Raw genomic sequence first — 15,190 nt, forward strand, 5'->3', positions numbered from 1 at the left:
TAAACGCGAGAAGAAAATCGATAATTTGTCATTCGAATAAAAAAAAATCACCTGGTAAATCAAAATCAGCTTTTAAACTTGTTTGTATACTTAATAATCTGGCGAATAAAAAAAAATATGCAATGATTATTATACTAACTTGGAAATTTGATGCATACCGGTAGCTGGCTAAGTACTCAAAAAAAAGTGGTGGCGATAGGTTGTGCCCTGTTGGCATAAAGGCGCGATATATGGTACTTACTCCTAGCCCTAGGGGTTTGGGACCCGTAATTCATTATAGTTGCTGATACTTATGCCAACCGAAACAATTGCCATTGCGTGTGATCACGGGGGATACGAGCTGAAATTGTTGTTACGGGGTACCCTTGAAGATAAAGGGTACCAAGTGCTCGACCTTGGTACCGATGGACCGGAGTCCGTCGACTATCCTGATTTCGGGTTTAAACTCGCTGAAGCCATTCGGGATGGAAAAGTTTCAAAGGGCGTGTTGATTTGCGGCAGCGGGATTGGCATCAGCATTTCGGCCAATCGCTATACTGATGTGCGTGCAGCGCTTGTTCATGATGCGTTGGGGGCAAAGCTCAGTCGGCAGCATAACGATGCCAATGTTATTTGTTTTGGCGGACGCATGATCGGGCCAGAGCTGGCGCTCGATTGTTTAAACATTTTTCTTTCCACCGAATTCGAAGGCGGACGTCATGCGCGCCGTGTCGATAAGCTATCAAATCCCAGTTAACCTTGAGGAATCACAATAAATGACTGTGGCGAAGATTGAGTACCCGACCGAACATCACAATGGTTTTTTTGAAGCATCCCTAAGCCAAGCTGATCCAGAATTAGCCGCTGCGGTGGGCAAAGAACTCGGTCGCCAGCAAGACCAGATCGAACTCATCGCGTCTGAAAACATCGTATCCAGGGCTGTGTTGGAAGCTCAAGGAACAGTGCTGACCAATAAATACGCCGAAGGGTACCCTGGTCGGCGTTATTATGGCGGCTGCAAATTCGTTGATATCGCAGAAGAAATTGCTATTGACCGGGCAAAAAAGCTGTTCTGTTGTGAGTACGCAAACGTTCAGCCCCATTCAGGCGCTCAAGCCAATGGTGCCGCCATGATGGCGGTGGTGAAGCCTGGTGATACGATCATGGGGATGTCCCTCGCGGCTGGTGGACATTTGACCCACGGCGCGCCGCCGGCTCAGTCTGGCAAGTGGTTTAATGCGGTTCAGTACGGGGTCCGTCGGCAAGATGGCCAGATAGATTTCGACGAAGTTGAAAGCATTGCTAAGGAATATAATCCATCGCTGATCATCGCCGGTGGGTCGGCTTATCCAAGAGTTATTGAATTTGCTCGTTTCCGCAAAATTGCCGATGAGGTCGGCGCGATGCTTCTCGTCGACATGGCGCATTTCGCCGGACTTGTCGCTGCTGGCGTTCATCCATCACCTGTCCCCATTGCCGACATCACAACGACAACAACCCACAAAACCTTGCGCGGTCCGCGGGGTGGCATGGTGCTTACAAATGATGAGGGGCTGGCCAAGAAAATAAATTCAGCGGTATTTCCGGGGCTTCAGGGTGGGCCATTGATGCATGTCATCGCTGCCAAGGCTGTGGCGTTAGGCGAAGCACTAACTCCTGAATTTAAAACGTACGCCGCAAACGTTGCTGAAAACGCAAAGGTTCTGGCTGGAACGTTACTTGAAAAAGGCTTTGATATCGTTTCAGGCGGAACCGATACCCACTTGATGCTGGTCGATCTTCGGCCTAAGGGCCTGACCGGACGGGACGCGGAACAGAGCCTCGAACGGGCGTCCATGACATGCAACAAAAACGGCATTCCATTTGACCCGGAAAAACCAATGGTGACGTCAGGCATTCGTCTCGGCACACCAGCGGCGACCACCCGAGGTTTCGGGCCTGCTGAATTCCAACGGGTCGGGGAACTGATTTCTGAGGTGTTAGATGGATTGGCGGATAATCCTGAAGATAATTCTGCGGCTGAGAATGCTGCGAAGGCTAAGGTTGCGGAACTCTGTAGTTCCTTTCCTATTTATCAAGATTTATGAGGTAAATAGAATGCGCGCTGCCAAAAACGGGGGAATTTAAATATGCGCTGTCCTTTTTGTCACCACGACGATACTCAGGTTAAAGATTCGCGCCCGACCGAAGATAATTCGGCCATTCGGCGGCGGCGGTTCTGCTTGGCGTGCGGGTCCAGATTTACCACGTTCGAACGGGTACAACTGCGTGAACTGACCGTGGTTAAGAGTAATGGCGAGAAGGTCCCCTTTGATCGAGATAAAGTCGCGCGCTCGTTGAGTATCGCGCTTCGCAAACGCCCCGTAGATGAAGACCGAATTGAACGGATCGTCAACAGCATCCAGCGACGTCTGGAAACCTTGGGTGAAAGTGAAATTGCCACCCGCGTCGTCGGGGAAATGATTATGGATCAACTGGCCGATCTTGATCAGGTTGCCTATGTCCGCTTTGCCTCGGTTTATCGTAACTTCCGTGAAGCCAAAGATTTTGGTGAGTTCGTGGGTAAGCTGGACGGCGATGAAGATTGAACCAATCTGCCCTAATGGCAAATTATGTTTACAGGAATAATTTCTGATCTAGGTACCGTACGCACCGTTGTCGATGGCGGCGATATGCGGCTGGAAATATTGACGACGTATAACACCGATTCCATAGAAATGGGGGCCTCTATCTGTTGCTCAGGCTGTTGCCTGACAGTGATTGAGAAAGGCCAGGACTGGTTTGCGGTTCAGGTCTCAGGTGAAAGCCTCGCCAAAACAGTGCTTGGCGCATGGGCCGAGGGGACACGGGTTAACTTGGAACGAGCCCTAAAAATGGGTGATGAACTGGGGGGGCATATCGTGTCTGGCCATATCGATGGAGTTGGAGAGGTGTTATCTGTTACGGAAGATGGCGAGTCACAGCGTATCTCATTTAAAGCACCTGACCCGTTGAAGCGATTTATCGCTGAAAAAGGTTCGATAACAGTTGATGGGGTTTCGTTAACCGTCAACGACGTGCGTGACGCAGAATTCGATGTGAACGTAATTCCTCACACCCAACAAGTAACGACGCTAGGTGGGCTTGGCACGGGCGACAATGTAAACCTGGAAATAGATATGCTCTCCAGGTATGTTGCGCGCCAACTTGAAAAATGAATAAAAGGATCGCCGGGTGCCGTATAAGGATCAACTCTCGTCCATCGAAGACATTATAGAAGACGCCCGAAACGGCCGCATGTTCATCCTCGTCGATGATGAGGAACGTGAAAACGAAGGCGACCTCGTAATTCCGGGTCAAATGGCGACACCCGACGCGATCAATTTCATGGCTAAATATGGCCGCGGATTGATTTGTTTGTCTTTGGATAATAAGCGGGTCGAAGAATTAAATCTGCCTCTGATGGCCAGAGCCAACGAATCCCGTCACCAAACAGCGTTCACCGTTTCCATCGAAGCACGCGAGGGTGTTTCCACCGGAATTTCAGCATCGGATCGGGCACGAACGATCTCTGTCGCGATTGATCCTGATAAAGGGATTGATGATATCGTGACGCCGGGGCACGTGTTTCCCTTGGCAGCTCGGGATGGCGGTGTCCTGGTACGCGCCGGTCACACGGAAGCTGCGATTGATATCTCAAGGCTGGCGGGGCTAAACCCAACGGGTGTGATCTGCGAAATCATGAACGAAGATGGCACCATGGCGCGGATGCCGGATTTGGTCGCCTTTGCACAATTGCACGGACTTAAAATCGCCACCATCGCCGATCTGATCGCCTATCGCTTACGTCATGATCGGGTGGTCGAACGGAAGTTGGAAACTGAGTTCGACAGTGTCTATGGCGGTACCTTCAAAATGTACGTTTACGTCAACGAGAGCCCTTATGCCGAACACATCGCCCTGGTTAAAGGAGATGTCGGAAACGGTGGAAACCCAACCCTTGTACGGATGCATGGGGTGAACATTCTGCCGGATATCCTAGGCGAAAGCGGTTCCCACCGGGCCGACGAACTCCACACCGCCATGAAGATGATTGATGAAGAAGGCTGCGGCGTCATTGTTCTGCTGCGTGAACCGTCACCGACAAACTTGTCTGACAGAGTCCAGGCGAGCATTGATAATGGTGGTAAGCGCCCGTCAGATCTCCGCGATTATGGGGTTGGCGCGCAGATATTGTTGGACCTTGGCGTTAAGGAGATGATTTTACTGTCTAACATTAAAAGAACCATCGTTGGGTTAGACGGCTATGGCCTGAGTGTTATTGATCAGCGTTCCATTCCAACGGAAAAAAAATAGCATGGCGGAAACCTCCAAAATTCTGATTGTTGATTCGCCGTATTATCAGGATATCACCGACCATTTGGTATCAGGTGCAGCAGATGCGCTAAAAGACGAAGGATATGCCTGGGATCGGATTTCTGTCCCTGGTGTTTTTGAAGTTCCCGCGGCCATCGCCTTGGCCGCAAAGTCTCGCGAAAACTTTTCTGGGTTTGTCGCCCTGGGCTGCGTGATCCGGGGCGAGACCGACCATTACGACCATATCTGCCGAGAAGCGAGCCGCGCCTTAATGAATCTTTCAGTTCAGACGGGACTGGCGATTGGATTTGGAATTTTGACCTGTGAGAATATGGATCAAGCCCTTGCCAGAGCCGACGTAAATCAAGGCAACAAGGGCCGAGATGCGGCCGAAGCATGTCTTCGAATGGTTGATCTTAAATCTCGGTTCAGAGGGTAGGGGGTATGTCGGATGATGCCCCCAACCGAAGTTCTTCACGTCTTGTTGCGGTGCAGCTTCTCTATGAAATGGATGTCTCCGGCGTAGGCCCGAACCAGGTTTTAAAAGAGTTCCTACTCGACCGTTGGAAGCCACCCGTCGCCGATATTGAAGAAGATGGCGAGTTGGCCCCAGTTGATGAGGAATATCTAAGCAAGCTGGTTGCTGGAATCTGGGACACGACAGAAGAACTCAATCAACTGCTAGAACCCATTCTTTCTCCTGCTCATAGCATGGACCGGGTGGAAACTTTGGTGAAGTTGATCTTACAATTAGGGGCCTACGAGCTTCAAAATTGTAAATTTGTGCCGGCACGAGTGGTAATTAATGAATACATGAACGTAGCGAATGCCTTTTTTGCTGAAAATGAACCGAAGTTAATCAACGGCGTACTTGATAAGTTGGCGCAGGAACTGCGCACAAAGGAAATGGCAGCGGGGGGAACCGCGCCCGATGACACAGAGTGACCGACCGACAGAATTTGATCTAATTCGTACCTATTTCGCACCTCTCGCCGAATCGGAAGCCGGCGCTTTCGGTCTGACCGACGATGCCGCAGTCCTGCCGATCGAACAGGGCCGGGAATTGGTAGCCACAACGGACACCATTGTTGCTGGGGTTCATTTCTTTGAGAAAACACCGGCCGACGCGGTCGCGGCTAAGTTGCTGCGTGTCAGCTTATCGGACCTAGCTGCCATGGGGGCGACACCGCACAGCTATACGTTATCTTTGGCGCTCACCGACGTTATATCTAGCGACTGGTTAGGTGCCTTTAGTGCTTCATTAGGTCGTGATCAGGATACATATGGCATCACCCTTGTTGGCGGAGACACCGTCACCACGCCAGGGCCATTAACCCTTACGCTTACGGCGATGGGCACCGTTTTAAAAGGCGAAGCCCTGCGGCGAAATGGGGCCGAAGTGGGAGATGATGTCTATGTGTCCGGGACAATTGGCGACGGCGCTTTGGGACTTTTGGTCGCGCTTGATAAATTAACCCAGCTTTCAAAAAGTGAGGCTGATTTTCTGTTGGATCGCTATCATTACCCGCGGTCTCGGGGGAATTTAGGCGAGAGACTATTTGGCCTGGCTCATGCAGTAGCCGATGTATCAGATGGACTGGCGGCCGATTTGGGCCAAATTTGCCAACCGTCCAGAGTTTCAGCCGTTATCCAATCTCATTTGGTTCCGCTTTCCGACGCTGCCAAGTCGGTTTTGAGCCTAGACACCCAGCATATTCAACAAATTCTGGGAGGCGGCGATGACTATGAGTTGATATTCACGGCCGCACCATCCGTTGCAGAAAAACTAAATAATATCTCAGAAGAAATTGGCATTCCGGTGACCCGAATCGGCTCAATAGTTCCTGAAACCGGAGAAGATGTTGTGATTAATGACGAGAGAGGAGAGGCAATTCTTCTTCTACATAACGGATTTCAGCACTTTTAATTGATACTAGGTCTTTTCAGGGTCGCATCATCTCTGGATAATGCAATAAATTGGATACTTCCTTGGGATAGGAAATAATGCAGAAACTCATAATTGCTGTCGTACTCGTCATGATGATTGCCGGAGGAGCGATCAGCGCTCTCAAGTTTCTTGAAATCGGCCCCTTCGCGCCGGAGGAATCGGCCGCTGTAGATCCGAAAGCACCCGTCGCCAATCCGGATGAGCCTCCTAAATATGTAGAAATGAAGCCGATTCTTATACCGGTAATTGCTCAGGATAAGGTCGTTGTCACGTATCGAATTGTCGTTCAACTGGAAACTTATGGATACGATAACAAGCAAATGTTGCTGAAATTAAAACCCAAGTTGAGTGATATCTTCATCCGTGACTTACATGCATTCATCCCGCGTTTATTCCGTAATAAAAAAGAATTGGATGTGGCAATTGTAAAGCAACGGTTGGAATTGATCGCCAGTCGGTCAACAAAACCGGGGGTAATTACAGGCGTTTTAGTCCAGTCCGTCACAAATAATTAAAGTGATCGGCCCTCTCAGGTTCCGTTATTTTTTGTTATTCCCTTAATTATTTGAGTTAACCAACTGAATTTAAATGGGTTTATCTATTGCGGCATTCCCGTTCGGGTTGTTATGGAAATAATCTAAAACCAGCACATGGGCTATTGCCTTCACAGGTTCTGTCTGGCATTTTCCCCGGCAGCTAATTCAAAACTTTAGGACCTCGGGGCATTTGCTTAACGACAGCCGGATTGTCGGTGTCGACACGCCCCAACGTACAAGGGATCAATCTCAAATGTCAGATATGGAATTATTCACCATTGCTTGTGGTGTCATAGCGCTCGTTTACGGGGCTTTCGCAACCAAGTCGGTGGTGGATGCCCCCGCTGGAAATGAAAAAATGCAAGAAATTGCCTTGGCCATTCAAGAAGGTGCCAAGGCATACCTCAACCGTCAGTACAGCACCATCGCGATGGTCGGTGTTGTTATCGGTATTCTCCTGGGTATGACCCTCGGGATGTCGGTGGCAATCGGCTACTTCATCGGTGGTATTCTTTCCGGTGCTGCGGGGTATGTTGGGATGAACGTCTCTGTACGTGCGAACGTGCGCACCGCAGCAGCGGCTCAAACAGAAGGTCTGCAAGGTGGTTTGGATGTCGCATTTAAATCAGGCGCCGTGACCGGCCTTCTTGTTGTTGGCTTGGCTCTTCTTGGCGTTACCGGGTACTACATTGCGCTACGTCAAACATTTGATCCAAACAGCGCCGCTGGCCTTCGTCATATTCTTGAAGCACTGGTTGCTCTTGGATTTGGTTCCTCACTTATTTCCATCTTCGCTCGATTAGGTGGCGGTATCTTTACCAAAGGCGCAGACGTCGGTGGTGATTTGGTCGGTAAAATCGAAGCCGGTATCCCGGAAGACGACCCACGCAACCCTGCTACCATCGCTGATAACGTTGGTGATAACGTTGGCGACTGTGCGGGCATGGCAGCGGATTTGTTTGAGACCTATGCGGTTACCGTGGTCGCAACCATGTTGTTGGGGGCCATATTCTTCACTGGTGCTCAACAAGAAGCGACGATGATCTTCCCGCTTGTTATTGGTGCGGCATGTATCGTTTCGTCTATCATCGGCACGTTCTTTGTAAAATTAGGCGCGAACAACAGTGTGATGGGTGCCCTTTATAAAGGCTTCCTCGTTTGCGCGATTATTTCTGTTGGCCTTGTTGCTTTGGTTACGGATTGGGTCATCGGTTTTGACACGGTGCTGAAAACAAGCAGCGGCAACATCACCGGAATGCAGCTTTACGTTTGTGCCGTTACGGGACTAGTAGTTACAGCACTGATCATCTGGATCACCGAGTATTATACCGGTACCGAACACCGCCCAGTCAAAAGCGTTGCCCAAGCTTCAACGACGGGACACGGGACCAATGTAATTCAAGGTCTGGCGGTTTCCATGGAAGCAACCGCAATGCCGGTTCTGGTCATTTGTGCGGGTATCCTAGTTTCCTACGTGAGTGCGGGTCTTTACGGCTTGTCGATTGCTGCAACGACCATGCTGGCCTTGGCTGGATTTGTTGTTGCGTTGGATGCCTTCGGCCCTGTGACGGATAACGCCGGTGGAATTGCTGAAATGGCAGGCCTGCCGGAAGATGTCCGTAAGACAACTGACACACTGGACGCCGTAGGTAACACCACAAAGGCTGTGACCAAAGGGTATGCCATTGGCTCAGCAGGTTTGGCAGCCTTGGTTTTGTTTGCTGCTTACACTGAGGATTTGAAGCACTACTTCCCGAACTTAAAAGTCGAGTTCTTGCTTCAGGACCCCTTCATTGTCGTTGGCTTGTTCATCGGCGGCATGTTGCCGTTCCTGTTCGGTTCCATGGGCATGATGGCTGTGGGGCGTGCAGGTGGCCAAGTGGTGGTTGAAGTTCGCCGCCAGTTCAAAGAAATCCCGGGCATCATGGAAGGCACAAACAAGCCTGACTATGCAAAGTGCGTCGATCTCCTGACCAAGACAGCGATTAAAGAAATGATTGTTCCGTCGATGTTGCCTGTTTTGGCACCGGTAGTGATGTACGCGGCAATCAATATGATTGCAGGTCAAGCGGCTGCATTTGCTTCCTTGGGTGCCATGTTACTGGGAACCATCGTGACAGGCTTGTTTGTGGCTCTGTCGATGACCTCCGGCGGTGGTGCTTGGGATAACGCCAAGAAATACATCGAAGACGGTAACCACGGTGGCAAAGGCTCAGACGCTCACCATGCGGCTATTACCGGTGACACGGTCGGTGATCCTTATAAGGACACGGCTGGCCCTGCGGTAAACCCGATGATCAAGATCATCAACATCGTTGCAATCTTGATGTTGGCAATTATCGCCGGCGCCTAAGTTCAATACTGCAAATACAACAACGCCCCGGAGTTTCGACTTCGGGGCGTTTGTTTGTCTGGGACATAGTTTTTTAACGGAGAGCCACTTTATTCAGGCGGCAACATTTTTTGGAAGTTTGCGATGATTTGATCAATTACGGTCAATTCAGCCCCTGCACTTGGTGTCTTACGACCAACGGGATCAACTTCCGCCGACTCGTTCATACCTATGGTCCGAACTTTGCTAACCACGCCTTTCGCATCGAATTGAATAATTACAACCTTACGATCAATAACCTTTGGTTCCAAAAAAGCGTAGGTTTCGGTTTTTTCGCTAAAGTAGACCCAAGTCTCTTTTTTTTCATAGTTGCCAACAGTTGACGGAGATCCTAATGCGTCACGTACTTCGCCGCGAGAAATTTCACCCGGTTGAATTTCAACCAGCCGCTCAGGATCTGGAACGTTTCCACGGACAGCGATTCGACCAGAGCAGGCGGTCAGAATCCCAACGGCGACAACACCAATCAGGGCGTGGCGAAGAACAGACTTGGAAATCGACTCGTATCGTAAAAGGTGCGACATGTGCATTGCCATTCGAAGTTTCACTGCTAAGCTGCAGCAGCAATTAAATGGGGGGAAACCGTTTGTTTCATCGGCTCTCTCCGTCAATTCACGGAAGTTGCACCCGGTACAAAAAATTGTCAATGATCCGAATGCGCCGTGATGGCGTAATCCAGAGACCTTTCCAGGACACCCAAAGTCATGTTTGACGGATTGTTTAAAAACCGACGTGTAAAACAGACCGCCTTCAAACTCTATACAACGGCCGTTAATCAGGCTCGGTTGCCGGTATTTTACACCGACCTTAGCGTGCCAGATACGTTAGAAGGCCGCTTTGATATGATCAGTCTTCACGTGTTTCTTGTCCTTCGACGCCTCAAAAGAGAAGGGGCACCCATGGTCGATCTTGGACAGGCTGTATTCGATGCAATGTTTGCAGATTTTGATCGCAATTTTCGTGAGATGGGGATCGGTGACATTGGCGTCGGTACTCGGGTCAAGAAGCTGGCACGGAGCTTCTATGGTCGCGTAGCAGCCTATGACGAGGGGTTGGAGGGAGATAACACCACCTTGATGGCGGCGCTCAGCCGTAACGTTTATCGTCAGGCTGCCCCCTCGGCTGAGGAAGTGTCCCAATTAGCTACGTATTTCCGAAATCAATCGGCGGCCGTTGAGCAACAACCTCTCGCCGCTTTAACCGGTGGCGATCCCGGGTTTATCAAATTAGAGGCACCATTGGAGGGCCCCCCCGATGATTGATGGCTCTCAACCCGAATTTAGCCATCCGATCCCTGTTGATAGACTGAGCGAAACTGGGACATTCCTTAAAATTTCGGCCAACAAAAGCGAGCGTCATGCACTGGCCAAACGGCTCAGTATTCCTGCGATTAACTCCCTGAATGCGGAAGTTCGCATAAAACCCGAATCCAAAGGCCGTAAAATTTTGGTCGACGCAGATGTCACGGCACAGGTCACCCAAACCTGCGTGGTCACTCTTGGTCCGATCAAAAATGATTTGCACACCACAGCAAAAGTCCGATTTGGCAACGATTCACGATCTTCTCAAGATGATGATGTTGAGATTTGGGCTGAAGACGAAGATCCTCCAGACCCCATCATTGACGGAATCATTGACGTTGGGGAATTTGTCACTGAGCAATTAGCTTTGGCACTTGATCCGTTTCCGCGTAGCCCAGATGCCAAATTCGAATCGCCGAAAGACATGGATAATTCCGATGATATAGCGGCTAATAAGCCGCACCCGTTCGCCGTTCTTGAAAAACTTAAGGGTAAACTGGAAGATAACACCTGATACCAAGTCTCAATGGGTGCTTATTAGTGAGACTTGGTATTACCTGCTTGCTCCTTGGCTGTTTATTGGGTATGAGTTCTGCCGCCCTAGAGCAGGGTATTTCCAATCAAGAGTAGAAATTATGGCTGTTCCAAAAAGTAAAATTACGAAATCCAAAAGAAACATGCGCCGTGCCCATGATCGGTTGCCTTCTGGGGTTTATGAAGAATGCGCAAATTGTGGGGAATTGAAACGTCCGCACCATGTGTGTAATGCTTGTGGTAACTATAATGACCGTGAAGTCGTCAAAGCCGAAGATGCGGCTTAGCGGCGCGGCTTAAACGACGATTTCAATCACAGACACAAGGACACCCCCTTTGTCGGAGCGTTTGACGCTGTCTCTGGATGCTATGGGAGGAGATAACTCACCACGAATTGTCGTGGAAGGAGTTAATCTTGTCCTTAAGGAACTTCCTAACGTTGACTATCTGCTGTTCGGTGACGAAGCGCAGATAACACCGTTATTGGAAGAGTTTCCGCGCGTCCGCGAGCGTTGCCAAGTGCGCCATACGACTGATGTGGTTGATAATGACATGAAGCCGGCGGTGGCCTTGCGCTCTGCACGCCAATCCAGCATGCGCCTGGCAATCAATGCCGTGCACGATGGCGAAGCAGACGGCGTTGTGTCCGCTGGCAATACAGGGGCCTTAATGGCCATTGCCAAGTTTGTGTTGAAGACACTTCCGGGAATTAAGCGCCCGGCAATCGCCGGGTATTTTCCAACCCGAAACGGCGACACCGTTATGCTCGACCTAGGTGCGAATATCGAGTGCGACGCGGATAACCTGGTTCAGTTTGCCGTTATGGGCGAAGTTTTCTCACGCAACGTGCTGGGTATAGTGGAACCCTCAATCGGGATTCTAAACGTTGGCGCAGAAGGCCTTAAAGGCAACGAAGCGGTTAAAAAAGCTGCAGCCATCTTAGAAAATACTGACTTGCCGGTTAAATTTTATGGCTTCATTGAGGGAAATGATATTCCCATCGGCACGGTTGATGTCGTCGTTACCGACGGGTTTACGGGTAACGTCGCGCTAAAAACGGCGGAAGGAACCATCAAAATGGTGGGCTTTTACCTTCGTCAGGCCTTGATGAGTTCTTTGTTGTCTCGGATCGGTGCCATTCTTGCCAGTTTTGCCCTTAAAAAATTGAAATTCCAATTTAATCCCAGCCGATATAACGGTGCGATGTTCCTAGGGCTCAATGGAATTTGTGTTAAAAGCCATGGCGGAACTGACGCTTATGGATTTTCTCACGCGATTAAGGTTGCCGTGGAAATGATTTCCGATGGACTTAATGACGCGATCAAAGAAGACTTTGCCCATCTCAGTGAACATACAGAAAAAGAATTACGGGCAGCTTCTGGATAATGACCATACGTTCCGAAATTATCGGATGTGGATCCTACTTACCGGAACGCATCGTAACCAATAGTGAACTTGCGACGACGGTTGATACAACGGACGAGTGGATTGTCACCCGCACCGGTATTCAACAACGCCACATCGCAGCCGATAATGAAAAGACCTCCGACCTGGCTTATAAGGCAGGGCTTAAAGCCCTAGAGCACGCTGGAATGGAAGCATCTGATCTAGATTTGGTCATTGTCGCGACGACAACGCCGGATAACACCTTCCCAGCCACCGCGACAAAGGTGCAGGCTAAACTGGGTATGACGACGGGGGCCGCATTTGATGTTCAGGCGGTTTGTTCAGGCTTTATTTTTGGATTATCGACTGCGGACTCATTTATCAAAGCTGGAAATGCAAAAAATATCCTGCTCATTGGGGCCGAGGCCTTCTCAAGAATTCTAGACTGGGAAGATCGTACAACCTGTGTGCTGTTTGGCGATGGGGCGGGGGCAGTTGTCTTGCGCGCCAACACGGACAATGCACCAAACCCAGGGGATCCAGTTTACACTCAGGCCAAAGGGATTTTATCGACCCACCTTCATTCCGATGGCAGATATTCAGATATACTCTATGTCGATGGCGGGGCCTCTAGCACAACCAACGTCGGCAAGGTCCGCATGTCGGGTAAGGAAGTATTTCGCCACGCGGTTAAAAATCTAACCGACGTTGTGACAGAGACATTAGAAGCCAACAACCTCACTCAAGAAGATTTGGATTGGCTGGTCCCGCATCAGGCCAACCAACGAATTTTAGCCAGCACGGCTAAAAAACTGAATTTATCTCCTGACCAAGTGGTGGTTACTGTAGACCATCACGCGAATACATCGGCGGCATCTATCCCTCTGGCGCTGGATGAGGCCGTCAAAGACGGGCGCATTAAAGAAGGCGATCTGTTGCTGATGGAAGCTATGGGCGGTGGGTTAACCTGGGGTGCCGGTCTCGTCCGCTGGTAATTCAGCGATTTCTACGTTCAATTCAATAATTCTGCGTTATTAGGAACTTCTGGTATCTCTTTGATATTGACGGATTTCTTCCGTGGCGATAGGCTTTGTCCTTCGACAGATAAAACTTAATAATCCGCCAGTTATTTCCTGATACTAAAAATTGTCAGTGGTAATACTGGGGAAGCACGGGGAGGACGGCTAAATGGACTCTAATACGATTACCCGCGCACAGCTTGGGGAAGCTGTATATCAAGAGGTCGGGCTCTCTAGAAATGAATCAGCGGAACTTTTAGAATCAGTTCTGGATTACGTTTCGGAAGCGTTGGCCAAAGGTGAATCGGTAAAAATATCATCGTTCGGCAGCTTTTCTGTCCGCCAAAAAGGCCAGCGAATTGGCCGTAATCCAAAAACCGGCGAAGAAGTTCCTATTATGCCACGTAAGGTTCTCGTCTTTCGCCCCTCTCAGGTTTTAAAATCGCAAATTAATGAAACCCGGCGTCCGGGAGACTGAGTATGGAACCGGCCCCCGCGCCAGAAACCACGGCTTCGACCACGCCTCAGCCTCGCCGCAACGGGAAGTCGGCATCTGCCTTTCGTACCATCAGTGAAGTCGCTGGTGAATTAGAACTGCCTCAGCACGTCCTTCGGTTTTGGGAAACAAAATTTCAAAATGTTCGGCCGCTCAAACGGGGTGGCGGCAGGCGCTACTATCGCCCAGAAGATGTGACCCTGCTCAGACAAATTCGTGATCTGCTTTATAACGACGGATACACCATCAAAGGGGTGCAAAAATTATTCCGTGAAAGCGGCGGCAAGGTCTCAGCACTAGGCCAAGCCTCTCAAGCTAATGCTCAGACACCCGACGCTCCGCAAGCAGACGCATTAGGCAACAGTGCACGAACGGAACTTCGTGCAGTTTTGAATGAGTTAGAAGATCTTCGCACAGTCTTGAAGACGTCTTGATATTTAGCCCGTTTGGGCCGTTGCACCACAATCATAGCAGGTTTATATTGCGCCCATTCATCAAGCATCTTTGCTTGTTCTAACGGAGCGTGGCGCAGTCTGGTAGCGCACTACACTGGGGGTGTAGGGGTCGAAGGTTCAAATCCTTTCGCTCCGACCAACAATATCAAGGGGTTAGCCGTAATTGGCTGACCCTTTGATTTATCTGGGTAAGCAATAGGTAAGCAATAGACGCGATAAAATAGGACGTTATCGATTACACAATCCTACCGGGTCCTATACCGCCCCAACCCAACCGCATTCAGACACCCCCCACCCCCCTTCACAGGCATCCACTATATCATCTGCCTTACATTGAGTTTTCGTCTGTCTCAGAGCAAAATTTTCACAAAAATGAAAACGATCTCGGGAAAAATTATAAAATTTTTCTGCGGACGTATTAGGCCGAGCATGGACGGTTCGGGGGATTGATGGTCGTGGGCCTATGTGTGTGGGGGTGGGAACGTCCGCTTATAGAGGGTAATGCGGAAGTCATTTGGGGTTGGTGATTTGGTCTGAAAATGACCGTACGAAGCCTATTGGGCTTTACCCAAATCTGAACTTAATGCTCGTATTTTCACCCTATCAATCAACTCCAACCAATTATCCCTGTCACGCTTAATTAGATCGCCACCGACCCAACATTGTTTGCTATCAAAGTCCGCCACCTTTCGTTGAGAAGCGGTGGGGTCCTCAGCAATGCACATAAAGCAATATGCCTGTGCGCCATTTTTTATCAGTTTAATATGGTTAAGCCGTTCAGGCCAACCAAGACTGTGATCGCCTTTCTC

General features: G+C 49.8%; 18 protein-coding genes and 1 tRNA gene. 18 read left to right on the top strand and 1 reads right to left on the bottom strand.

The window, feature by feature from the left end; genetic code table 11:
- The first annotated feature begins 292 nt into the window (after positions 1–292).
- From rpiB to HOM51_12550, 10 genes are all read left to right on the top strand, one after another.
- Positions 293–736: a ribose 5-phosphate isomerase B gene (gene rpiB, locus HOM51_12505; protein ID MBT5035330.1), complete on the top strand. Its 444-nt coding sequence runs from the start codon at positions 293–295 to the stop codon at positions 734–736.
- 19 nt (positions 737–755) lie between these two features.
- A complete protein-coding gene (locus HOM51_12510; protein ID MBT5035331.1) occupies positions 756–2,066 on the top strand; it encodes a serine hydroxymethyltransferase in 1,311 nt (436 codons plus the stop codon).
- 42 nt (positions 2,067–2,108) lie between these two features.
- Complete coding sequence (nrdR, locus tag HOM51_12515) at positions 2,109–2,567, top strand: transcriptional repressor NrdR (protein MBT5035332.1); 459 nt, start codon at positions 2,109–2,111, stop codon at positions 2,565–2,567.
- 24 nt (positions 2,568–2,591) lie between these two features.
- Positions 2,592–3,176: a riboflavin synthase gene (locus HOM51_12520; protein MBT5035333.1), complete on the top strand. Its 585-nt coding sequence runs from the start codon at positions 2,592–2,594 to the stop codon at positions 3,174–3,176.
- Between the two features lie 16 nt (positions 3,177–3,192).
- Positions 3,193–4,314, top strand: coding sequence for a 3,4-dihydroxy-2-butanone-4-phosphate synthase (gene ribB, locus HOM51_12525; GenBank protein MBT5035334.1), 1,122 nt, complete (start codon positions 3,193–3,195; stop codon positions 4,312–4,314).
- Between the two features lies 1 nt (position 4,315).
- On the top strand, positions 4,316–4,753 hold the full coding sequence (locus HOM51_12530; GenBank protein MBT5035335.1) for a 6,7-dimethyl-8-ribityllumazine synthase: 438 nt from the start codon (positions 4,316–4,318) through the stop codon (positions 4,751–4,753).
- 5 nt (positions 4,754–4,758) lie between these two features.
- Positions 4,759–5,259 carry a transcription antitermination factor NusB gene (gene nusB, locus HOM51_12535; GenBank protein ID MBT5035336.1) on the top strand — a complete coding sequence of 167 codons (501 nt, stop codon included), beginning with the start codon at positions 4,759–4,761 and terminating at the stop codon, positions 5,257–5,259.
- A complete protein-coding gene (gene thiL, locus HOM51_12540) occupies positions 5,246–6,241 on the top strand; it encodes a thiamine-phosphate kinase (GenBank protein MBT5035337.1) in 996 nt (331 codons plus the stop codon). The genes nusB and thiL overlap by 14 nt, the downstream gene beginning before the upstream one ends.
- A 77-nt stretch (positions 6,242–6,318) precedes the next feature.
- Positions 6,319–6,777, top strand: coding sequence for a hypothetical protein (locus HOM51_12545; GenBank protein ID MBT5035338.1), 459 nt, complete (start codon positions 6,319–6,321; stop codon positions 6,775–6,777).
- A 274-nt stretch (positions 6,778–7,051) separates the two neighbouring features.
- Positions 7,052–9,151, top strand: coding sequence for a sodium-translocating pyrophosphatase (locus HOM51_12550; GenBank protein MBT5035339.1), 2,100 nt, complete (start codon positions 7,052–7,054; stop codon positions 9,149–9,151).
- 89 nt (positions 9,152–9,240) lie between these two features.
- Here the strand turns inward: HOM51_12550 and HOM51_12555 are convergent, their stop codons facing one another.
- On the bottom strand, positions 9,241–9,714 hold the full coding sequence (locus tag HOM51_12555; GenBank protein MBT5035340.1) for an outer membrane protein assembly factor BamE: 474 nt from the start codon (positions 9,712–9,714) through the stop codon (positions 9,241–9,243).
- Between the two features lie 180 nt (positions 9,715–9,894).
- Between HOM51_12555 and HOM51_12560 the strand changes: the two genes are divergently transcribed.
- From HOM51_12560 to HOM51_12595, 8 genes are all read left to right on the top strand, one after another.
- A complete protein-coding gene (locus tag HOM51_12560) occupies positions 9,895–10,452 on the top strand; it encodes a hypothetical protein (GenBank protein ID MBT5035341.1) in 558 nt (185 codons plus the stop codon).
- Entirely contained in the window at positions 10,445–11,005 is a 561-nt protein-coding gene (locus tag HOM51_12565) for a DUF177 domain-containing protein (GenBank protein MBT5035342.1), read from the top strand. Before HOM51_12560 ends, HOM51_12565 begins: the two co-directional genes overlap by 8 nt.
- Before the next feature lie 121 nt (positions 11,006–11,126).
- Positions 11,127–11,312, top strand: coding sequence for a 50S ribosomal protein L32 (rpmF, locus tag HOM51_12570; protein MBT5035343.1), 186 nt, complete (start codon positions 11,127–11,129; stop codon positions 11,310–11,312).
- A 49-nt stretch (positions 11,313–11,361) separates the two neighbouring features.
- Positions 11,362–12,411 (top strand): phosphate acyltransferase PlsX, encoded by a 1,050-nt coding sequence (gene plsX / locus HOM51_12575; GenBank protein MBT5035344.1) that lies wholly within the window; start codon positions 11,362–11,364, stop codon positions 12,409–12,411.
- Positions 12,411–13,406: a ketoacyl-ACP synthase III gene (locus HOM51_12580; protein MBT5035345.1), complete on the top strand. Its 996-nt coding sequence runs from the start codon at positions 12,411–12,413 to the stop codon at positions 13,404–13,406. The genes plsX and HOM51_12580 overlap by 1 nt, the downstream gene beginning before the upstream one ends.
- A 193-nt stretch (positions 13,407–13,599) precedes the next feature.
- Complete coding sequence (locus tag HOM51_12585; GenBank protein ID MBT5035346.1) at positions 13,600–13,908, top strand: integration host factor subunit alpha; 309 nt, start codon at positions 13,600–13,602, stop codon at positions 13,906–13,908.
- Positions 13,909–13,910: 2 nt separating this feature from the next.
- The gene (locus HOM51_12590; GenBank protein MBT5035347.1) at positions 13,911–14,360 is read left to right on the top strand and encodes a MerR family transcriptional regulator; all 450 of its coding nucleotides are present in this window, start codon (positions 13,911–13,913) and stop codon (positions 14,358–14,360) included.
- A gap of 83 nt (positions 14,361–14,443) precedes the next feature.
- Positions 14,444–14,520: transfer RNA gene (locus HOM51_12595), tRNA-Pro, on the top strand.
- Positions 14,521–15,190 lie beyond the last annotated feature (670 nt).

This window comes from Rhodospirillaceae bacterium (genome assembly GCA_018660465.1).
In the GTDB taxonomy this organism is placed as follows: Bacteria; Pseudomonadota; Alphaproteobacteria; order Rhodospirillales; family JABJKH01; genus JABJKH01.

Bases quoted from the DNA above. Each gene is read 5' to 3' on its own strand.
- HOM51_12510 (MBT5035331.1), top strand. From the start codon at position 756: ATGACTGTGGCGAAGATTGAGTACCCGACCGAACATCACAATGGTTTT.
- HOM51_12565 (MBT5035342.1), top strand. From the start codon at position 10,445: ATGATTGATGGCTCTCAACCCGAATTTAGCCATCCGATCCCTGTTGAT.
- HOM51_12560 (MBT5035341.1), top strand. From the start codon at position 9,895: ATGTTTGACGGATTGTTTAAAAACCGACGTGTAAAACAGACCGCCTTC.
- HOM51_12555 (MBT5035340.1), bottom strand. From the start codon at position 9,714: ATGTCGCACCTTTTACGATACGAGTCGATTTCCAAGTCTGTTCTTCGC.
- HOM51_12590 (MBT5035347.1), top strand. From the start codon at position 13,911: ATGGAACCGGCCCCCGCGCCAGAAACCACGGCTTCGACCACGCCTCAG.
- thiL (MBT5035337.1), top strand. From the start codon at position 5,246: ATGACACAGAGTGACCGACCGACAGAATTTGATCTAATTCGTACCTAT.
- HOM51_12585 (MBT5035346.1), top strand. From the start codon at position 13,600: ATGGACTCTAATACGATTACCCGCGCACAGCTTGGGGAAGCTGTATAT.
- HOM51_12545 (MBT5035338.1), top strand. From the start codon at position 6,319: ATGCAGAAACTCATAATTGCTGTCGTACTCGTCATGATGATTGCCGGA.
- HOM51_12530 (MBT5035335.1), top strand. From the start codon at position 4,316: ATGGCGGAAACCTCCAAAATTCTGATTGTTGATTCGCCGTATTATCAG.
- rpmF (MBT5035343.1), top strand. From the start codon at position 11,127: ATGGCTGTTCCAAAAAGTAAAATTACGAAATCCAAAAGAAACATGCGC.
- rpiB (MBT5035330.1), top strand. From the start codon at position 293: ATGCCAACCGAAACAATTGCCATTGCGTGTGATCACGGGGGATACGAG.
- HOM51_12550 (MBT5035339.1), top strand. From the start codon at position 7,052: ATGTCAGATATGGAATTATTCACCATTGCTTGTGGTGTCATAGCGCTC.
- nusB (MBT5035336.1), top strand. From the start codon at position 4,759: ATGTCGGATGATGCCCCCAACCGAAGTTCTTCACGTCTTGTTGCGGTG.
- nrdR (MBT5035332.1), top strand. From the start codon at position 2,109: ATGCGCTGTCCTTTTTGTCACCACGACGATACTCAGGTTAAAGATTCG.
- HOM51_12520 (MBT5035333.1), top strand. From the start codon at position 2,592: ATGTTTACAGGAATAATTTCTGATCTAGGTACCGTACGCACCGTTGTC.
- HOM51_12580 (MBT5035345.1), top strand. From the start codon at position 12,411: ATGACCATACGTTCCGAAATTATCGGATGTGGATCCTACTTACCGGAA.